The sequence below is a fragment of the Bradyrhizobium sp. URHC0002 genome, assembly GCF_054059515.1.
In genome coordinates this window covers 5,491,843-5,511,220 of sequence record NZ_JBSSCF010000001.1, presented here as the reverse complement: position 1 = coordinate 5,511,220, position 19,378 = coordinate 5,491,843, and the positions used below count along the sequence as shown (strand labels likewise).

Annotated in this window: 19 protein-coding genes; 2 read left to right on the top strand and 17 right to left on the bottom strand. The window is 64.2% G+C overall.

What is annotated here, in order from left to right; all coding sequences use genetic code 11:
* Positions 1-2: 2 nt before the first annotated feature.
* Genes secF through yajC form a run of 3 tightly spaced genes read right to left on the bottom strand, consistent with a single transcriptional unit; the run spans position 3 to position 3,029 of the window.
* A complete protein-coding gene (secF, locus tag ACVWVY_RS26825) occupies positions 3-1,004 on the bottom strand; it encodes a protein translocase subunit SecF (protein WP_456629186.1) in 1,002 nt (333 codons plus the stop codon).
* 10 nt (positions 1,005-1,014) lie between these two features.
* The gene (secD, locus tag ACVWVY_RS26820) at positions 1,015-2,613 is read right to left on the bottom strand and encodes a protein translocase subunit SecD (protein ID WP_456629185.1); all 1,599 of its coding nucleotides are present in this window, start codon (positions 2,611-2,613) and stop codon (positions 1,015-1,017) included.
* Between the two features lie 53 nt (positions 2,614-2,666).
* Complete coding sequence (gene yajC, locus ACVWVY_RS26815; protein WP_456629184.1) at positions 2,667-3,029, bottom strand: preprotein translocase subunit YajC; 363 nt, start codon at positions 3,027-3,029, stop codon at positions 2,667-2,669.
* Between the two features lie 194 nt (positions 3,030-3,223).
* On the opposite strand from yajC, the gene ACVWVY_RS26810 reads away from it, so the two are divergent.
* Positions 3,224-4,195 carry an ATP-binding protein gene (locus tag ACVWVY_RS26810; RefSeq protein WP_456629183.1) on the top strand — a complete coding sequence of 324 codons (972 nt, stop codon included), beginning with the start codon at positions 3,224-3,226 and terminating at the stop codon, positions 4,193-4,195.
* Between the two features lie 183 nt (positions 4,196-4,378).
* On the opposite strand, the gene ACVWVY_RS26805 is transcribed toward ACVWVY_RS26810, so the two are convergent.
* On the bottom strand, positions 4,379-5,749 hold the full coding sequence (locus ACVWVY_RS26805; RefSeq protein WP_456629182.1) for a peptidoglycan DD-metalloendopeptidase family protein: 1,371 nt from the start codon (positions 5,747-5,749) through the stop codon (positions 4,379-4,381).
* Between the two features lie 109 nt (positions 5,750-5,858).
* Complete coding sequence (locus ACVWVY_RS26800; RefSeq protein WP_456629181.1) at positions 5,859-6,503, bottom strand: protein-L-isoaspartate(D-aspartate) O-methyltransferase; 645 nt, start codon at positions 6,501-6,503, stop codon at positions 5,859-5,861.
* Positions 6,504-6,740: 237 nt separating this feature from the next.
* On the opposite strand from ACVWVY_RS26800, the gene ACVWVY_RS26795 reads away from it, so the two are divergent.
* The gene (locus tag ACVWVY_RS26795; protein ID WP_456629180.1) at positions 6,741-7,118 is read left to right on the top strand and encodes a response regulator; all 378 of its coding nucleotides are present in this window, start codon (positions 6,741-6,743) and stop codon (positions 7,116-7,118) included.
* A 125-nt stretch (positions 7,119-7,243) separates the two neighbouring features.
* On the opposite strand, the gene surE is transcribed toward ACVWVY_RS26795, so the two are convergent.
* From surE to ACVWVY_RS26735, 12 genes are all read right to left on the bottom strand, one after another.
* Positions 7,244-8,011, bottom strand: coding sequence for a 5'/3'-nucleotidase SurE (gene surE, locus ACVWVY_RS26790; RefSeq protein ID WP_456629179.1), 768 nt, complete (start codon positions 8,009-8,011; stop codon positions 7,244-7,246).
* A gap of 96 nt (positions 8,012-8,107) precedes the next feature.
* Positions 8,108-8,593: a hypothetical protein gene (locus ACVWVY_RS26785; protein ID WP_456629178.1), complete on the bottom strand. Its 486-nt coding sequence runs from the start codon at positions 8,591-8,593 to the stop codon at positions 8,108-8,110.
* 11 nt (positions 8,594-8,604) lie between these two features.
* The gene (gene serS / locus ACVWVY_RS26780; RefSeq protein WP_456629177.1) at positions 8,605-9,936 is read right to left on the bottom strand and encodes a serine--tRNA ligase; all 1,332 of its coding nucleotides are present in this window, start codon (positions 9,934-9,936) and stop codon (positions 8,605-8,607) included.
* 209 nt (positions 9,937-10,145) lie between these two features.
* Positions 10,146-10,973, bottom strand: coding sequence for a twin-arginine translocase subunit TatC (gene tatC, locus ACVWVY_RS26775; RefSeq protein WP_456629176.1), 828 nt, complete (start codon positions 10,971-10,973; stop codon positions 10,146-10,148).
* Positions 10,970-11,488, bottom strand: coding sequence for a Sec-independent protein translocase protein TatB (tatB, locus tag ACVWVY_RS26770; protein WP_456629175.1), 519 nt, complete (start codon positions 11,486-11,488; stop codon positions 10,970-10,972). The genes tatC and tatB overlap by 4 nt, the downstream gene beginning before the upstream one ends.
* Positions 11,489-11,607: 119 nt before the next feature.
* Positions 11,608-11,853: a twin-arginine translocase TatA/TatE family subunit gene (locus ACVWVY_RS26765; protein ID WP_334387851.1), complete on the bottom strand. Its 246-nt coding sequence runs from the start codon at positions 11,851-11,853 to the stop codon at positions 11,608-11,610.
* Between the two features lie 146 nt (positions 11,854-11,999).
* A complete protein-coding gene (gene scpB / locus ACVWVY_RS26760; RefSeq protein ID WP_456629174.1) occupies positions 12,000-12,752 on the bottom strand; it encodes an SMC-Scp complex subunit ScpB in 753 nt (250 codons plus the stop codon).
* 17 nt (positions 12,753-12,769) lie between these two features.
* Positions 12,770-13,597 carry a segregation and condensation protein A gene (locus ACVWVY_RS26755; RefSeq protein WP_456629173.1) on the bottom strand — a complete coding sequence of 276 codons (828 nt, stop codon included), beginning with the start codon at positions 13,595-13,597 and terminating at the stop codon, positions 12,770-12,772.
* Positions 13,594-14,616, bottom strand: a complete 1,023-nt coding sequence (gene nagZ / locus ACVWVY_RS26750) for a beta-N-acetylhexosaminidase (RefSeq protein ID WP_456629172.1) — start codon at positions 14,614-14,616, stop codon at positions 13,594-13,596. Before nagZ ends, ACVWVY_RS26755 begins: the two co-directional genes overlap by 4 nt.
* 53 nt (positions 14,617-14,669) lie before the next feature.
* Positions 14,670-16,196, bottom strand: coding sequence for an SPOR domain-containing protein (locus ACVWVY_RS26745; protein ID WP_456629171.1), 1,527 nt, complete (start codon positions 16,194-16,196; stop codon positions 14,670-14,672).
* A 115-nt stretch (positions 16,197-16,311) separates the two neighbouring features.
* A complete protein-coding gene (gene argS, locus ACVWVY_RS26740) occupies positions 16,312-18,105 on the bottom strand; it encodes an arginine--tRNA ligase (protein WP_456629170.1) in 1,794 nt (597 codons plus the stop codon).
* Between the two features lie 9 nt (positions 18,106-18,114).
* On the bottom strand, positions 18,115-19,323 hold the full coding sequence (locus ACVWVY_RS26735) for a deoxyguanosinetriphosphate triphosphohydrolase (protein ID WP_456629169.1): 1,209 nt from the start codon (positions 19,321-19,323) through the stop codon (positions 18,115-18,117).
* Positions 19,324-19,378: the final 55 nt, after the last annotated feature.

The following is a 19,378-nucleotide window of genomic DNA, read 5'->3' as shown; positions in this document are numbered from 1 at the left end:
TTTTACTTCTTCGCAGGCTTATCCGGCGCGTCGCGGTGCTCACCAACGCCGAGATAGATCAGGATCGGCGCGGCGATGAAGATCGAGGTGTAGGTGCCGACCAGCACCACGCCGAACATCATGACCGCCGTGAAGCTGTGGATCGCGTGGCCGCCGAACACGAGCAGCGCCAGCAGGGCCAGCGTCACCGTGACGTGGGTGATGATCGAGCGCGACAATGTCGAATTGATGGATTCGTTGAGGAGCTGCGGCATCGGCATTTTCTTGTACCGCCGCAACATTTCCCGGATGCGGTCGTAGATCACGACCGTATCGTTCAGGGAGTAGCCGAGAATGGTCAAGAGCGCCGCGATACTGGTGAGGTCGAAATCGACCTGCGAGATCGACATGAAGCCGATGGTCAGCACGATGTCGTGGACGTTGGCGATCATGGCGCCGAGCGCGAACTGCCATTCGAACCGGAACCAGAGATAGATCAGGATCGCAAAGATCGCGAGCATCAGGCCGAGCATGCCGTAGGCCAGCAATTCGCCAGAAACACGCGGACCCACCACTTCGACGCGGCGGTAATCGACGGTGTCACCGAGCGCGCCGCGGACCTTGGTCACCGCCGCCTGCTGCGCGGCGTCGCCGCCGGGCTGTTCGGCCACGCGGATCAGGACGTCGTTCGGGCCGCCGAACTGCTGCAGCTGGATGTCGCCGAGCCCGAGCGTACTCAGCGTTGCGCGCATCGAGCCGATATCCGCGGGACCAGCCTTGTTCTGCACTTCCAGCAGCGTGCCGCCCCGGAAGTCGATGCCGAAGTTCAGGCCGTGGGTGAAGAACAGCACGATCGCCAGAATCGAAAGCGCCGCCGAAATCGGAAAGCTGATGCGGCGAAAGCGGGTGAAGTCGAAATGCGTATCGTCGGGGACGATGCGCAGCGGCGGCAGCAGATCGAGCGCGGCGACCACAGTCAGCACGGCGATCAGCACGCCCAGCCCAATGAGAACGAATTGAGTCACAATGAGGTCCCTAGATCGGCACGGTCTTCGGCCGTTTCCATCGCACCCAGCCGGCGACGATCAGGCTGGTGAGGGTAAAGGCGGTGAAGACTGTAGTGATAATGCCAATGCCGAGCGTAACGGCGAAGCCGCGCACCGGGCCGGTGCCGATGTAGAACAGCACCGCGGCGGCGATGAAGGTGGTGATGTTGGAGTCCAGAATGGTCGAGAGCGCGCGCCGGAAGCCGGCGTCGATCGCGGAAATCGCGTTGCGGCCGCCGCGCAGCTCCTCGCGGATGCGCTCATAGATCAGCACGTTGGAGTCGACCGCGATGCCCACTGTCAGCACGATGCCAGCGATGCCGGGCAGCGTCAGCGTGGCGTTGAGCAGCGACAGGATACCGAAGATCATCGCGACGTTGATGGCGACCGCGATATTGGCGAACACGCCGAACAGGCGGTAGGTCAACAGCATGAACACGATCACCAGGATCGAGCCGACATAGGCAGCCAGTTCGCCCTTTTCGATCGAGTCCTGGCCGAGGCCCGGACCGACGGTACGCTCCTCGATCACGGTCAGCGGCGCCGGCAGCGCGCCGGCACGCATCAGGAGCGCGAGCTCGTTGGCACCCTGCACGGTGAAGCTGCCGGAGATCTGCCCCTGGCCGCCGGTGATCGGCTCGCGGATCACGGGTGCGGAAATCACCTTGTTATCGAGGATGATCGCGAACGGCACGCCGACGTTCTCCGACGTCGCCTGCGCGAATTTGCGCGAGCCCGAGCTGTTGAACTTGAAGTTGACGATCGGCTCATTGGTGCGCTGGTCGAAACCCGGCTGCGCATCGGTCAGGTCGGCGCCGGAAACCAGCACCTGCGTCTTGACGACATAAGGCACCTTTGGCGACGCCTCGCTCATCAGGACTTCCGAGCCGGCCGGCACGCGTCCCTGCTGGGCCTGATCCGGCGAGATCGACGGATCGACCATGCGGAATTCCATCTTGGCGGTCGTGCCAAGAATGCGCTTCAACTCGGTCGGATCCTGCAAGCCCGGCACCTGAACCAGGATCCGGTCGGTGCCCTGGCGCTGGATCAGCGGCTCGACCGTTCCGAGCTGGTTGATGCGGCGCTCGACGATCTGGATCGACTGTTCGATGGTTTGCCGGACGCGCTCGGTAATGGCGGCTTGCGGCACCACGAGGCGGATCAGCCCGCCGCCGGCGTCCGAAACTTCCAGGCTGCGCTGCCCTGAGGAGCCAAGCAGACCGCCGAGCGGCTGCGACAGTTCACGCAGCTTGGGAATGGCCGCCTGCAGGTCGGTCTCCTTGACGCGAACCTCGACCGCATCAGCGCGCGCAGAAAGACCGGTATAGCCGATCTTGGCCTCGCGCAGCACGCGACGGGCTTCGTCGCGCACCTGATCGAGCTTTTCCTTCTTCACGTAGTTGGAATCGACTTCGAGCAGCAGGTATGAGCCGCCCTGCAAGTCGAGGCCGAGCACGATGTGGCGTTGCGCCCATGCCGGCCAGGTCTTCACCCGCTCCTGGGGAAAGAAGTTCGGAACCGCGAACAGGCAGACCACAAGCGCGGTCAGAATGATCGCCAGCGCCTTCCACCGCGTGAAATACAACATCGAGAGACCTGTCAGATCCAGGAAAATGCGCCGCCGGAAGCGGCGCGGGAAACTCAGCTTGCGGACGTCTCGTCCTTGGTCTCACTCTTTTCCTTGGCCGGCTCGCCCTTGGCGCGGACGCCAGAGATCATTTGCCGCATTTGCCGCACGCGGACACCGTCCGAAATTTCGAACTCGATCTGGTCGTCGTCGACCACCTTGGTCACCTTGCCGACCAGACCGCCCGAAGTGACGACCGTGTCGCCGCGGCGGATGTTTTTGACCAGTTCCTGGTGATCCTTCACCTTCTTCTGCTGCGGGCGCAGAATCAGGAAATACATGATCACGAAGATCAGCGCGAACGGCAGCAACGACATCAGCATGCTGTTGGCATCGCCGCCGGCCGCAGCCTGGGCGTACGCAGGGGTAATCAGCATTCGAACAATCCTCGTGAGATGGAAAAGAACCGGCCATGCCTCGGCATAGCGTCCTGGGCATGTCGCCGGTTCGGGCAAATTCGCGCGGACTATAGCGGCGGCGGGCCCAATTGCAACGTGGCCGGGCCTCTCATTTAGGCCGCTTGCGGGACCTTCCAAGGCCCGTTAAGGCTGCGCGGTCAGGAACTGCAAAAATGTCGAAAAAAGCAAAGAAAACAGCGCCCCGCGCGACCCCCAAGACCGCCTCGCGGGCGCCAGCGAAAACCGCGACAAAACGTCCGGCAAGCGCGCCCAACGGCGCCGCTGCCGAGCGGATCGCAGCCGCGCTCGAAGCCATCGCCGGCCACCTTTCGGCGGCCTCTCCGGCGGCGGGAAGCCATGAGTCGTTCGGCTCCGCCGACGCCTTTGTCTGGCATCCGGATGGGCGACTTTCCCCGGTGCCGCGCGTCAGCCGCGTCGACCTCGGCCTGCTCAAAGGCATCGACCAGGTGCGGGACATCCTGATCGAAAACACCGAGCGCTTTGCCGACGGGCTGCCCGCCAATAACGCGCTGCTATGGGGCGCGCGCGGCATGGGCAAATCGTCGCTGGTGAAGGCCACTCACGCCAATATCAACATCGACCGCAAGCCGGCCGATCGGCTGAAGCTGATCGAGATCCACCGCGAGGATATCGAGAGCCTGCCCGGCCTGATGGACCTCCTGCGCAGCTCCGATTTCCGCTTCATCGTGTTCTGCGACGACCTCTCCTTCGACGGCAACGACGCTTCCTACAAATCGCTGAAGGCGGTGCTGGAAGGCGGTATCGAGGGACGTCCCGACAACGTCATCCTCTACGCCACCTCGAACCGGCGGCATCTGCTGGCGCGCGAGATGATCGAGAACGAACGCTCGACCGCGATCAACCCGGGCGAAGCGGTCGAGGAGAAGGTGTCGCTGTCCGACCGGTTTGGTCTGTGGCTCGGCTTCCACCGCTGCAGCCAGGACGAGTACCTCGCGATGGTGCGCGGCTATTGCGGCCATTTCGGCATCAAGATGGGCGACGCAGAGCTGGAGCGCGAGGCGCTGGAATGGTCGACCACCCGTGGCTCCCGCTCGGGCCGCGTCGCCTGGCAGTTCACGCAGGAACTGGCGGGACGGCTGGGCGTGAGGCTTTCCGGGAAGTGACGCGGTCGCGCCTCTGCCTCTGACCGTCATCCCCCGCGAAGGCGGGGGATCCAGTACGCCGCGGCTTCCCGGCTCAATCGCAAGTGCACTGGAATACTGGATCGCCCGGTCCCAGTGCGCAATTGCGCACAAGGCCGGGCGACGACAGTTTTGGGTGTGGCGACGCCGCTGCGCAGCGATCGATTACGCCCCGTTCAGGAATTGAAGCGGGTCAACCGGCGAAGATCCCTTGCGGATCTCGAAGTGGAGCTGCGGCGACCCCACCTCACCCGATTGACCCGACTTGGCAATGATCTGACCGCGCTTGATCGTATCCCCGCGCTTCACCATCAGTTCACTCGCATGGGCATATGCAGTGACGTAACCGTTGGAGTGCCGCACCAGAACCAGATTGCCGTAACCCTTGAGCTCGTTGCCGGAATAGGCGACCACGCCATCTTCCGCCGCCTTCACCGGCGTGCCTTCCGGCACCGCCAGGTTGATACCGTCATTCGATTTGCCGTTGGTCTTGGCGCCGTAGCTCGTGATCACCTTGCCGCGCACCGGCCAGCGGAAGGTCGGCAGTGCGCCGGTGGCTTCGCTTGATTTGACGGACGCCGCTTCGACGACGGGCTTTTCTTCCACGACATTGGTGGTGGCAGAGGCCAGCCGCGCGCTCTGCGGCGGTCCGCCGGCCAAAGCCATCTTGGTGACCGGCGCCGCAACCGGGGCGACGGGCTGGGCGGATGCGGCGACGACGGGCTGCGCCACTGGCGCTGCGGCCGCAGACCTCGAACCGGGTACCGTAAGTTTCATGCCGAGACTGAGCTTGGCGGACTGATCGAGATTGTTGGCCTTGGCGAGTTCGGCAACCGGGACATTGTTGCGGCGCGCGATGCTTATCAGCGTATCGCCGCGATTGACGACATGGACGCTCGGCGGTGCGGCCGCAGCGGCAACCGGCTTGCTGGCCGCCGGCGCAAGCGCCGGCGCGGCTGCAGCCACCGCGGCCTGCTTCGGAATGATCAGCTGCTGGCCGGGCGACAGCACGCGGGGGCCCTTGTAGCCATTGGCCTGCAGGATCGTGGCGGCTGAAACGTTGTAGCGTTTGGCAATATGGTCGAGCGTGTCGCTGGTGCCGACGATGATCGTGGTGCCGTTCTGCGCAGCCGGGCGCGCGGCTGCGACCGAGCGGGGCGGCACCGTGGCGGTGGTCTCGATGGGCGAATGGGACGGCGGCGCATAGGACGAAATCCCGCGCCCTCCTCCCGACACCCCGCCCGAGCTGGCCGGATAAGCGCGCGGCGTAGCGACGGCGGGCGCCGGCAAGGGCTGGGACTGGTATTGTGGCGCGGAGGACGCCTGCGGCCGGGAATATTGCGGCGGCTCACGGCGTTCGACGGCGGGCGAGCGCACCGAACCGGTGGCTTCGGGCTGCGAGGCAAAGGGATTGGAGAAGTCGGAAAGGCGCGTCTGCATATCGGCGCTGCAGCCGGCAAAGCCGACCGACATCAGCGCCAGCACCGCGACCTGCGGCACCCGACGCGAGCGAAGCAACTCGGCAAGACGGGACATGGTTACTCACTCGTACGCAACAAAATACTGTTTTGAGTAAACACCTCGCGAGTAAATAACCGCTTAACCCTTGGAATAAGATGTTGGCGGGAACCGCCAATCCGGAATTCTACAGCTCGCGCGCAATTCCCGGCAGCGCCGGTACGAAGCGGACATCGACCAATTCCTTGCGCTCGAACCCGCTGTCCGTCCTGGTCACCCTGACCAGCGTCTGGGTGCCGTGATGCGGGCCGACCGGTGCGATCAGGATGCCGCCGGGCTCGAGCCGCTGCTGCAAGGTGTCCGGGATTTTCTCCATCGCGGCGGTGACGATGATGCGGTCGAAATCGCCGGCGCCGGGTGGAATGTCGAAGCCATCGCCGAGCATCACCTCGATATTGAAATAGCCGAGCGCTTCGAGCCGGTCGCGGGCCGTGTCCGCCAGCGTCCGGTAGCGCTCGATGGTCAGAACGTGCGCGCATAACCGCGACAGCACCGCGGCCTGATAGCCGGAGCCGGTGCCGATCTCGAGCACCTTGTGGCCCTTCTGCAGTTGCAGCTGCTCGGTCATGTAGGCCACCACGAAGGGCTGGCTGATGGTTTGTCCGCAGGCGATGCCGAGCGCGCTGTCGCGGTAGGCATGACCGCGGTCGCCAGCCGCCACGAAAACCTCCCGTGGCACCGCTTCCATGGTGCGCAGCACCGCCTGGTCGCTGATCCCCCGCCGCCGCAGGGCGAGCTGAAACATCATCTTCTCGGGCGGTTCTTGCGACATTGCGGTCTCGCGGCGGGCTCAGGCTCGCCGAGATGTAATAGCGTCCACGCACTTAAGGAAGAATTTCCTCAAGATTCTGGTTCCGGCTACTGGAACTGCCAACCTGCTCCCGGCGTTAGTGCACCGGCTAATCCGTCGCCGGCGTCTTTGCTTCAAAGCGTGCCGGTTGATGTGGACGTTGCGCCCAGGGGTGTTTTTTGCGAACCTCAAAGCCTTGGAAGGTCAAGGATTCCCCTCATGATAGCGACACGGCCGGTGGGCTGTTCTGTTTTCCTCGTTGAAGACGAGGTCATGATCCGGATGATGGTCGCTGACATGCTGGAAGAGCTGGGCCACAGCGTAGCTGCCGAGGCCGGCGAAATCGGCGAAGCGGTCAAGCTGGTGCAATCGACCGAATTCGATCTCGCCATTCTCGACGTCAACGTCAACGGCAAGGTGATCACGCCGGTCGCCGAGCTGATCACGGCGCGCAACCGCCCGTTCATCTTTGCGACCGGCTACGGCTCCTCAGGCCTGCCCCAGGAATATCGCGACCGCCCCGCCCTGCAGAAGCCATTCCAACTGGAAACGCTGGCCCAGGTCATCGCCTCCACGATGAAGAGCGCGCCGGTCTAGGACCATCCAAACGTACAACTGTCATCATCCGCGAAGGCGGATGATCCAGTATTCCAGAGACCTGCGAAGGAATCGAGAAGCCACGGCGTACTGGATCCCCGCCTTCGCGGGGATGACGCTTCGCGTCACTTCAGCGTCGCCGTCAGCTCTTCCGAAAACGCTTCGTCGGTGCGGTCGAGTCGCAGCGGCGTGACCGACACGTAGCGTGCCGCAAGCGCCGCGAGATCGGTGCCTTCGGTCGGCGTATCCTTCGTCGCGGCCCGATCGAAGCCGATCCAGAAATAGGGGTTGCCGCGGCCGTCGTGACGCTTGTCGACTTTGAGGAAGCCGAGATTGCGCTTGCCCTGACGCGTCACGCGCACGCCCTTGACCTGATCGGGCGTACAGGCGGGAAAGTTGACGTTGATCACCGTGTTCTTCGGCACGCCCGCATCGATCACCTTGCGCAGGATGTCCGGACCGAATTTCAGCGCGGTTTCCCACAGCGGCGCGTGCCGGGTCTCGATGGAAAATTCCTGGCTCAGCGCGAATGACGGGATTCCCAAAATCGTGCCTTCAAGGGCGCCGGCGATGGTGCCGGAATAGACGACGTCCTCGGCGACGTTGCGGCCCTTGTTGACGCCGGACAGCACGAGATCGGGCATCTTCTCGCCGAGGATGTGGCGCGAGCCCATGATCACGCAATCGGTCGGCGTGCCCCGCACCGCGAAATGGCGCGGGCCGACTTCGCGCAGCCGCAAGGGATCATTCAGCGACAACGAATGCGACACGCCGGACTGATCGAGCTCCGGCGCCACGATCCAGACGTCGTCGGACAGCGCGCGGGCGATCTCCTCGACGATCTTCAGGCCCGGCGCATGGATACCGTCGTCGTTGGTGCAGAGAATTCGCATCCGTCAAAATGCCTTCTGGTTCAGGTCGAGGCGGGCTTTTGCCTTTGGGCGTCGTCTTATCCGGCTATCGCGGCTGAGGCAAACCGGCCGATTTCCTCATGTCTTCTTCATCCAGACGCGCCAAGGCCGTGCGAATCTGGCGCCGCCATCGATTTTCAACTGCAGGTCCGGCGATTGCTGCTTTGCCGGCTCGATGGCAACGGGCGGCGGGCTCTCAAGCACCTGCGGTTTTGATGGAGACGGAGGCTGCACGGCAGCGGGCCGTTCAGGCTTCGGCGTTTCAAACTTCGGCGTTTCCGGCTTCGCCGGAGGCGGCGCGATCGGCGCCTGCGCAGTTACCGGCACCGGCCCCACCGCGCCCGACGACTGCGGATGTCGCGTCCGCGCAACCGCCAGCGCCTTGTCGAAATCGTCGGCCTTGAGCCACGCCTTGGCACGCAAGCTCTCGATGAGATCGCCGTCCCACAGCCGGGCCACTTCGATATCGAAGGCCCCCTCCAGCCGCTGGTCGATCAATTGCATCCCGTGGCCGGTTACAGCCCATTGCCTCCCGATCCAAAAGATGTCGCGATGCAATGCCATTTTGCTTTGCGCTATTTGTCCCGCTCGATCGTCTTGAGCCCGCCCATGTAGGACTGCAACACCTCAGGCACCGCGATTGCGCCGTTTTCCTGCTGATAGGTTTCCATGACCGCGATCAGCGCGCGGCCGACCGCCGTGCCGGAGCCGTTCAGCGTGTGCACAAAACGCGGCTTGCCGTCGGGCCCGCGCGAACGCGCATCCATGCGCCGCGCCTGGAAATCGCCGCACACCGAGCAGCTCGAGATTTCTCTGAAAGCACCGCCCTCGCCCTGCCCCGGCATCCACACCTCGATATCGTAGGTTTTTTGCGCCGAGAAACCCATATCGCCGGAGCACAGCGTCATCACGCGGTAATGCAGGTCCAGCCGTTTGAGCACTTCCTCGGCGCACGACAGCATGCGCTCGTGCTCGTCGCGGCTGGTCTCGGGCGTCGCGATCGATACCAGTTCGACTTTTGTAAATTGATGCTGCCGGATCATGCCGCGGGTATCGCGGCCCGCCGCGCCCGCTTCAGCGCGGAAGCACGGCGTCAGCGCGGTCAGCCGCATCGGCAGTTCTTTTTCGTCGACGATGGACTCGCGGACGAGGTTGGTCAGCGAGACTTCGGCGGTGGGAATGAGACCGAGACGCTCGGTCTTCAATCGTTCGTCGGGCGCCGCAAGCAATTCGCCCTTGATGGCCCAGAACTGGTCGTCCTCGAATTTCGGCAATTGGCCTGTGCCGAACATCACGTCGTTGCGCACCAATAGCGGCGGGTTGATCTCGGTGTAACCATGCTCGCCCGTGTGGAGATCGAGCATGAACTGACCGATTGCGCGCTCGAGCCGCGCGAGACCCTTCTTCAGCACAACGAAGCGCGCGCCACTCAGTTTTGCGGCCGCCTCGAAATCCATGTAGCCGAGCGCACCGCCGAGATCGTCATGCGGCTTCGGCGTGAAGGCATAGTTGCGGATCTTGCCGTAGACGTGACGCTGCACATTGCCGTGCTCGTCTGCGCCTTCGGGCACGTCGTCGAGCGGCAGGTTCGGAAGCGCTGCGAGCTCTTTCGCCAACTCTTCGTCGGCCGTCTTGGCGGCCAGCTCGAGCTCCGGCATCGTGGTCTTGAGTTCGGCGACCTCCGCCATCAGCTTGCCGGCGCGCGCCTCGTCCTTGGCCTTCTTGGCCTCGCCGATTTCCTTCGACGCCGCGTTGCGCCGCGCCTGCGCCTGCTCGGACGCCAGGATCGCCGCACGGCGTTTCTCGTCGATCGCCAGCAGCCCGGCCGACAGCGGCGCCAGCCCGCGGCGCTTCAGTCCGGCGTCGAACGCCTGGGGGTTGTCGCGGATCGATTTGATGTCGTGCATTGGCGGTCAGTCCTCGGGCGTCACGATGCAAACAGTCAGCGCTCTCGTTGACCGTTTGTGGTGCGCTCCAAGTACCACACAGGTCATCACCCGCGAAAGCGGGTGATCCAGTATTCCAGAGCACCAGTGCGATAGTCGAGAGGCCGCGGCGTACTGGATTCCCCGCTTTCGCCGGGAATGACGGCCGATTATCGGGCGCCAAGGCTGCCCTACTCCGCCGGATTGGCCTCGGGCGGCGGCGGGCTGGCGGAGGGCGGCGTGCCGGCCGCGGACTTGGCCGCAGCGGCCTTCTTCTCCACGATGGCGACCGCAATGATCGCGCCCTCGTAGAGCGCCAGCAGCGGGATCGCGAGCGAGGCCTGGCTGATCACGTCGGGCGGCGTCAGGACGGCTGCGATCACGAAGGCGATGACGATGAAATAGCGTCGCTTCTCGCGCAGCATCTTCGCGGTGACGATGCCGATCCGCCCCAACAGCGTCAGGATGACCGGAAGCTGGAACGCGATGCCGAAGGCGAAGATCAGCGACATCATCAGCGACAGATATTCGCCGACCTTCGGCAACAACTGGATCTGCGCGGTCTCGTCGCCGCCGGTCTGTTGCATGCCGAGCGAGAACCGCACCAGCATCGGCAGCACGACGAAATAGACCAGCAGCGAGCCGAGCACGAAGAAGAACGGCGTGGCGACCAAATATGGCAGGAACGCGCCGCGCTCGTGCTTGTAGAGGCCGGGCGCCACGAACATGTAGATCTGCGCGGCAACGATCGGGAACGAGATGAAGGCCGCGCCGAACATCGCCAGCTTCAGCTGGGTCAGAAAATATTCCAACAGCGCGGTGTAGATGAATTTCGAGTTTTCGGGCCCGGCGACCCAGACGAACGGCCAGACCAGCACGTTGTAGATCTGCTTGGCGAAGAAGAAGCAGAAGATGAAGGCTATGCCGAAGGCCAACAGCGCCTTGATCAGCCGCGAACGCAGCTCGATCAAATGATCCATCAATGGCGCCTTGCTGGCCTCGATATCCTCGATGGTCATGACGCTTTGGCGTCCTTGAGAACGTCAGGCGCCGCGGGCGCGATATCCTGCGCCGCCGCCTGAGCTTCACGCGTGATCGCAAGCGGCTCGGACGCCGCCGCATGCGCCTCGGCTTCCACAAAAGTCTCCGGCACAGGCTCGGCCGGCGTCGTCGGCGTGACGGGTTCGCCGATCGCGGACGCCACCTGTGCATCGTTGGGTTGGGTCGTGGCAGGCTTGTCGATGTCGCCGATCTGCAGGGCGTCGCCGACGTCCTTCTGCAGCGAGGTCATGACATTGGCTGGCGAGAGGCCTGCCGCGACGTCCTTGACCTCGTCAAAGCTTTTCTTGAGGTCGGCCATTTCGGCCTCGCGCATGGCTTCCTGGAACTGGCCCTGGAATTCAGACGCCATCTTGCGCGCCTTGCCCATCCATTGCCCGACCATGCGCAGGACGCCCGGCAGCTCCTTCGGGCCGATGGCAATCAGCGCGACAACCGCGATGACGACCAGTTCACTCCACCCGATGTCGAACATGAATTCTTCCGCTCGCGCGAGACGTCCGCGCCCCAATCCATCATAGCCACGATTTGGAGCTGCCCGCGCCTTTTCTCAACCGGCGTCGTTCAACCGACGCCTGGTCCAAGATGCCTGGTTCAGACAGCCTTGCTGCCGACATCCGTCCGTGCCGCCGTCGGCGCAGGCGCCGCATTGTGATCGATGGTCTTCACCGGTTCGGCGGGCTTCTCGGCAGCCGTCTTGTCGTCGTCCTGCATGCCCTTCTTGAAGGCCTTGATGCCCTGGGCAACGTCGCCCATCAGGTCCGAAATCTTGCCGCGGCCGAACAGCAGCAGGACCACTGCGATCACGACGATCCAGTGCCAAATGCTAAGTGAACCCATCCTGCAACCCTCCAAAAGAGACGGCCAGCTTCCGGCCAAGCTTTGCCGGAAGGTAGGCCCGAGAGGTATCAAAAACAAGGACCCCTGCCGCGGCAAATCGCTGTCGCGGTTACGTATTATGGCTATTGTTAACCCGGCTTGCGGGGCTAGCCGGCTGAGCCTTCAGAACCAGCTCCACCGCCCTCTTCGGGCTCGGCGGCCGGCGCCAGCAGGAGTTCCAGAGTATCGCCGGCGTCGAGCGGATCCTCGTCCTCACGCAGCGCCACGTCGTCGGACGGCGTCGGAACGCTGAAGCCGGAAGGCAGCCGCGAATCCAGCAGCCCCGTGCCCTTCAACTCTTCGAGACCAGGCAGGTCGCCGAGCGCTTCCAGGCTGAACTGCGACAGGAACGCTTCCGTCGTGCCGAAGGTCAGCGGCCGGCCCGGCGTCTTGCGGCGACCGCGGGGACGGATCCAGCCGGTTTCCAGGAGCACATCCAGTGTTCCCTTGGACGTGATCACGCCGCGGATGTCCTCGATCTCGGCGCGCGTCACCGGCTGGTGATAGGCGATGATCGCCAGCACCTCGATTGCGGCTCGCGACAGCCGCCGCGTTTCCGTGCTTTCGCGCGTCATCAGCCAGGACAGATCGCCGGCGGTGCGAAAGGTCCATTTGTTGGCGACGCGCACCAGATTGACGCCGCGCGGGGCATATTCGGCCTGCAGTTGCGCCAGCGCCGCCTTGACGTCGACGCCATCGGGCATGCGCTTGGCAAGCGTCGCCTGATCGATCGGCTCGGCTGAGGCAAACAGCAGCGCTTCGAGAAGCCGCAATTCCTCCGGCCGCGCCTCAACTTCAATATTCTGGTCGATGGGATGATCCTCGGCATCTTCCATGCGTTTTTCCGCCAGGCTTGCCATGGCTAGGTCTCCTTCCACTACTCGACCGTCATATCCGGCGCGGGCATCGCTGCCTGCGGCGGACGCTTACGAAAATACAGCGGCGCGAACGCCTCTTTCTGGTTCAATTCCATTTCGCCTTCCCGCACCAGTTCGAGCGCGGCGGCGAAGCTTGACGCAAACACCGTGGCCCGCTGCGAGGGATCGACCACGTAGCTGAGCAGGAAATCGTCGAGGCAGCTCCAGTCTTCGGACTCGGTCATTCCAACCAGCCGCTCCAGCGAGGCGCGCGCTTCGGCGAGCGACCACACCGTGCGCTTGGCCAGATGCACCGTCGCCAGCACGCGCTGCTGGCGCTGTGCGGAATAGGCGGTGAGCAGGTCGAACAGGGTTGCCGTGAATTTGGGATGGCGGATTTCGGCGATCGATTCCGGATTGCCACGCGGGAAAATATCGCGCTGGAACTGCGGGCGGTTCATCAGCCGGTTGGCGGCTTCGCGGATGGCCTCGAGCCGGCGCAGCCGGTTGGCCAGCGCCGTCGCCATTTCTTCCGCACTCGGTCCGTCCGGTGTCGGCGGTTCGGGCAGCAGCAGGCGCGATTTCAGGTAAGCCAGCCAGGCGGCCATCACGAGATAGTCGGCCGCGAGCTCAAGGCGGATCTTTCGCGCCGCCTCAATGAACGACAGATACTGATCGGCCAGCGCCAGGATCGAAATCTTGGCGAGATCGACCTTTTGCTGCCGCGCCAGCGTCAGCAGAAGATCGAGCGGACCCTCATACCCCTCGACGTCGACCACGAGCGCAGCCTCGCCGTCCGGGATTTCGGCAGGCCGTCCGGTTTCAAACGATAGAATCTCAGCCGTCATGCCGTTCCTACCCGATCCATCAACGCTTCAAGTTCAGCCCGTGCCGCCTGCCGGTCGAATGGCTCGGGCTGTTTTCGCGAGGCCAGCGCCCGCCTGGCGCGGTCCAAAGCTTCGCCCGCCAATTCCGGCGTCTCGCGCGCCACGTCGCGCATCTCGTCGAGCTTGCCGTTGCAATGCAAAACCATGTCGCAGCCGGCGTCGACGATGGCGCGGGTCCGCTCGGCGATCGATCCCGCCAGGGCATTCATGGACACGTCATCACTCATCAACAAGCCTTGGAACCCAATTCCGCCGCGAATCACCTGCCGGATGATTGTCGCAGAAGTCGTCGCCGGTTGGGCGAGGTCTAGCGCGCTAAACACAACATGCGCGGTCATCGCCATCGGCAGGTTCGCCAGCCGCTGGAACGCGGCGAAATCGGTCCGTTCCAGCTCTTCCCGCGATGTATCAACGGTCGGGAGCCGGAAATGGCTGTCGGCGGTCGCCCTTCCGTGGCCGGGAATGTGCTTCAGCACGGGCAGGACGCCGCCCTGTTCCAGCCCTTCGGTGACGGCGCGGGCGATCGCCGCAACTTTGCCCGGCTCGGTTCCATAGGCCCGGTTGCCGATCACGGCGTCGGCCCCGGCCACCGGCACGTCCGCCAGCGGCAGGCAATCGACGGTAATCCCAAGGTCGATCAGGTCAGCCGCGATCAGGCGCGAGCTGAGCCGCGCAGCCTTCAGCCCCAGCGCCTTGTCGAGGTCGTAGAGCGCTCCGAAGGTGGCGCCGGGCGGATAGGCCGGCCAATGCGGCGGTCCCAGCCGGGCGACCCGCCCGCCTTCCTGGTCGATCAGCACCGGCGCATCCGCTTGGCCCACACAATCCCGCAATTCGCCAACGAGGTCAGACACTTGACCTGGCGTCTCGACATTGCGTTTGAACAGGATGAAGCCCCATGGGCGCTCGCCACGGATGAATTCACGCTCCGTGGCGCTCAGTGCCCGTCCCGATATGCCCGTGATGAATGCGCGGCTGCTCATGGGGGCCGATTAGGCCCCTCACAGCACCCGGGTCAAGGAAACCGGAGATAATTCTACGGGATAAAGCACTGCCCGCCGGCAGCTTTCAGTTCGGTGCAGAACTGGGCAGCCTCCTGGCGCGTGCGATACGGCCCGATCATCGCGCGATATTTGACCTTCCCATCGGCCAGATCCACCCGCTTGATCACCGGCGAACGGGAACCAAGCACTGATGCGTACTTGCCTTGCACCATCTTGAACGACTCCCTGGCCGCGGACTCGCTGTCCTGCGACGTCACCGAGACCAGGAAACTGCCCCCACCCTCGGGAGCTGCAGCCGGGGCGGTTTGGGTCGGGTTGGTCGCAGCCACCCGGGTCGGCGGCTCCGATTCGGACGCCTGCGGCGCAAGCGACATCGGCGGGTTGGCGCTGGCATTGGCTGATGCCGGGTTACGCGCCGACGGGGCAGCCGCGGCCGGGGCAGCCGCGGATCGCGTCGGCGGAGCCGGCCTCTGCGGCGCACTGGCGCCTGCTGGAATGCCGCCATTGTCGGCAGCGTCGCCCTTGACGGCGAGCGTCCTGATCCTGCGCGGCTCGTTGTTCGGCATCGTGCCGTTGGCGGCCACAGGCATCGGCGCCGACGGAGACACACTCGCGGCCGGCGGCGGGTTGGCGTTCTGGTTCAGCGGCGGAAACACCACGCGCGGCCCGCCGGACCTCGAATTGACGTCGACCGGGGTTTCTTCGCGCGACAACAGCTTCTCGCCGCCATCGCCCGGCATCATGCGGTCGGGGTTTTTGGCCGCGCTCGCGTCGGACGGTGCCGGCACCACCTTGGTCGGGCTGTTGTCGGCCCTGATGATCGGGGGCTCGCCTGAACGGGGCGAACCGACAAAGGTACGATAGGCAAAGGCAGCGCCCGTCCCCACCACCGCCAGCGCCAGCACCGCGGCGACCGTCATCAGGCCGCTCGAGCGCTTCTTCGGCGCGGGTTCTTCCTCATACTCGCCCTGATAGGCGTAAGGATCGTCCGGATAGGCCGGATCGCGCTGATAGTCGTGCTCGCCGGTTTCGAGCCGCCCATACAGCGCATCGTCGTAGCGCGACGGGTCCTGCTGCGGCTCGTCGGCGTATTGCTGCGGCGCCTCGTAATAGTCCTGCTCGGGCTCCTGCGGCGGCGGCTGATGGGCTGCGTACTGCTGCGGCTGGTGGGCTGCGTACTGCTGGGGTTGCTGGGCCGCGTGTTGCGGCTGCTGGGACGCCGCGTAGCGGTGCACAGGATGCACCGGCGCCGCCTCGTACTCGGGCTCGTCATCGTAATCCTGCGGCACAGGCGGCACAGGCGGCGGCAGCGGGGTTTCGTGACGCGCGCGCTGCATCCATGCCGGCGGGCTCGGAGGCGCATCGGGCAGTTCTTCCGGCGGATCATACTGCTGTGGACGCACGTTGGCGCGCGACTGCAGCGGGCGCGACGCCGGTTTGGCCGCGGCTCCCAACGGATCGTTCTGCCCGATCAGCCTTGCGAGCTCCGCAAGCGGATCGTTCTCGCCGCGAGCTTGGTCGGCGGAGGGAAACGGTCGGTCCTGATATCGATCAGCCATCGTGATGATGCATCCCCTACGGGAAAGCGCCAACCCGCCATGTCAACAAACCATGACGAGCGTGGCCCCTGCCAGATACCCCACGGACCCCCATCCGTGAAGCCTTCGCCCCTGCCTACCGCATCTCGGTCGGAGCGCGGACGCCGAGAACGGCTAAGCCCGATGCCAGAACCGAGACGACGCCCTGTACCATTGCCAGACGCGCCCTCGTGATCTCTGCATCATTAGTCATAATGAAGCGTAAATAGGGCAAATCCCGCCCTTTGGTCCACAACGCATGAAATTCACTGGCCAAATCATATAGATAAAAAGCGATTCGGTGCGGTTCATGTGCGACCGCCGCTGCCTCGACCATCCGGGGATAGATCGCCAGCCGCTTCAAAAGGTCCAATTCGGCCGGATCGGTCAGCAAGCCCACTGGGGCGTCTGCCAAATAGGCAGACCGCGCAGCATCGTCCTCGGGCAGGTTGGGAACCACCTCGCGAGCATTCTTGAAGATCGAATGGCCGCGCGCATGCCCGTACTGGACGTAGAAGACAGGGTTGTCCTTCGATTGCTCGAGCACCTTGGCGAGGTCGAAATCGAGCACCGCGTCGTTCTTGCGGAATAACATCATGAACCGCACGGCGTCGGAACCGACCTCGTCGACCACCTCGCGCAGCGTGACGAAATCGCCGGACCGCTTCGACATCTTCACTGGCTCGCCGGCACGCAGCAGCCGGACGAGCTGCACGACCTTGATGTCGAGCGCGGCCTTGCCGTCGCTGACGGCCTTCACCGCCGCCTGCATCCGCTTGATGTAGCCGCCATGATCGGCGCCGAACACGTTGATCATGTCGAGGAAGCCGCGATCGACCTTGTTCTTGTGATAGGCGATGTCGGACGCGAAGTACGTATACGAGCCGTCCGACTTGATCAGCGGACGGTCGACATCGTCGCCATAGGCGGTGGCGCGGAACAGCGTCTGGATGCGGTCCTCGTAATCATCGACCGGCTTGCCTTTCGGCGGCGGCAGGCGGCCCTCGTAGACATCGCCCTTGGCACGCAGGAAATCGATGGTCTCGGCCACCTTGTTGTTGCCGGTCTCGATCAGCGACCGCTCCGAGAAGAACACCTCGTGCCTGATGTTCAGCGCGGCGAGATCGCCCTTGATCATGTCCATCATCATGGCGATGGACTTGTTGCGAACGATCGGCAGCCATGACGCTTCCGGCATCGCCTTGAGCTTGTCGCCATGCTCTGCCGCTAGCGCCTGTCCGACCGGCACGAGATAGTCCCCCGGATACAGCCCTTCCGGGATTTCGCCGATGTCTTCGCCAAGCGCTTCCCGGTAGCGCAGGAATGCCGAGCGCGCGAGCACATCGACCTGCGCGCCGGCGTCGTTGATGTAATATTCGCGCGTGACGTCGTAGCCGGCAAAATCAAGCAGACCGCACAGCGCGTCGCCGAACACCGCGCCCCGGCAATGGCCGACATGCATCGGCCCAGTCGGATTGGCCGAGACGTATTCAACATTGACCTTGGCGCCGTGGCCGATCGCGCTTTTGCCGTAAGCCGCGCCTTCGCGCAGCATCGTGAGCAGTTCGCCAGCCCAGACCTCGGGCTTCAAGGTGAGATTGATGAAGCCGGGCCCGGCGACCTCGACGGAAGCCACCAACTCGTCGGCGCGCAATTTTTCCGCGATTTTATCGGCAAGCTCACGCGGCTTTGCCTTGGCGTCCTTGGCGAGCACCATTGCCGCATTCGTCGCCATGTCGCCATGGCTGGAATCGCGCGGCGGCTCGACCACGACGCGGGAGAAATCGATGCCGGCGGGCCATTGGCCCTCGGCGGCCAGCGTCGCGCAAATCGCGTGCACGCGCGCGAGCACATCGGAAAACAGGTGTTGTGAAACTGGCTTGTCGGACATGGGCGCCGCCTAACGCAAATCCGGGGTCGAGTCAAAAAGCCTTTGATGCTCGATTAAGGCGAAACGGTCGGTCATTCCGGCGATGAAATTGCCGATCCGGCGCGCCCGCTCCCCCTCGCACTCGCGCTCTGACCCCTCGACCCATTCGGGCGGCAGGTCGCCCGGGGAGGTCCGGTAGCGTGCGAACAGGTCGAACAGGATACCTTCCGCCTCGCCCATCACCCGCATCACCCGCGGATGGCGGTACATGTGCTGTTTCAGGAACGCCTTGATCGCGGCCTCCTCCTCCGCGACCACGGGCGGAAAGGCGATCAACGGCTGATGGTGGTGGCGGACGTCATGCGCCGATTGCGGCTTCCCCGCCGCAAGCCGCCTGCCCGCCTCCGACATGACAGCCCCGATCATGTAGGAAATCAGCTCGCGCACCAGTTCCGCGCCGCGCCTGGCATCGTCGAGATTGGGATAATGCCGGTCGATCTCCTTGATGATCGCTTGGGTGAGCGGCATCACCTTGAGGTCATCGACGCCGAACAGGCCGGCGCGCAGGCCGTCGTCGATGTCGTGGGCGTCATAGGCGATATCGTCGGCGAAGGCCGCGGCCTGCGCTTCCAGCGAAGCGTAGCTCCAAAGCTCCAGATCGAACTTTTGATTGAAGTCGGCAATACCGACGGGAATGCCGCTTTCGCGGTATGGCCCGGCCGGCGCCCCACCCGGCTCGGTCAGCGGACCGTTGTGCTTGACGATGCCCTCCAGCGCCTCCCAGGTCAGGTTCAGCCCGTCGAACTCGGGATAGCGGTGCTCCAGCGAGGTCACCACCCGCAGCGCCTGCGCGTTGTGGTCGAATCCGCCATGGTCGGCGAGGCATTTGTCGAGCGCCCGTTCGCCGGCATGGCCAAACGGCGGATGGCCGAGGTCGTGCGCCAGCGCCAGGGTTTCGGTGAGATCCTCGTCGAGCCCGAGCTGGCGGGCCAGCGCGCGGGCGATCTGCGCCACTTCCAGCGAATGGGTCAGTCGCGTGCGGTAATGGTCGCCCTCGTGGAACACGAACACCTGCGTCTTGTGCTTGAGGCGACGGAACGCGGCGGAATGGATCACCCGGTCGCAATCGCGCCGGAACGGGCTGCGGGTTCGGCTCGGAGGCTCCGAGAACAGCCGGCCACGGCTGGAATCGGGGTCGCAGCCATAAGGCGCGTGGGGGGCAGCCATTCCGACCGACACGATTTTTTAGCCCTTATCCATTTGATTCCGTGAGATTACACACTTAACTATGTAT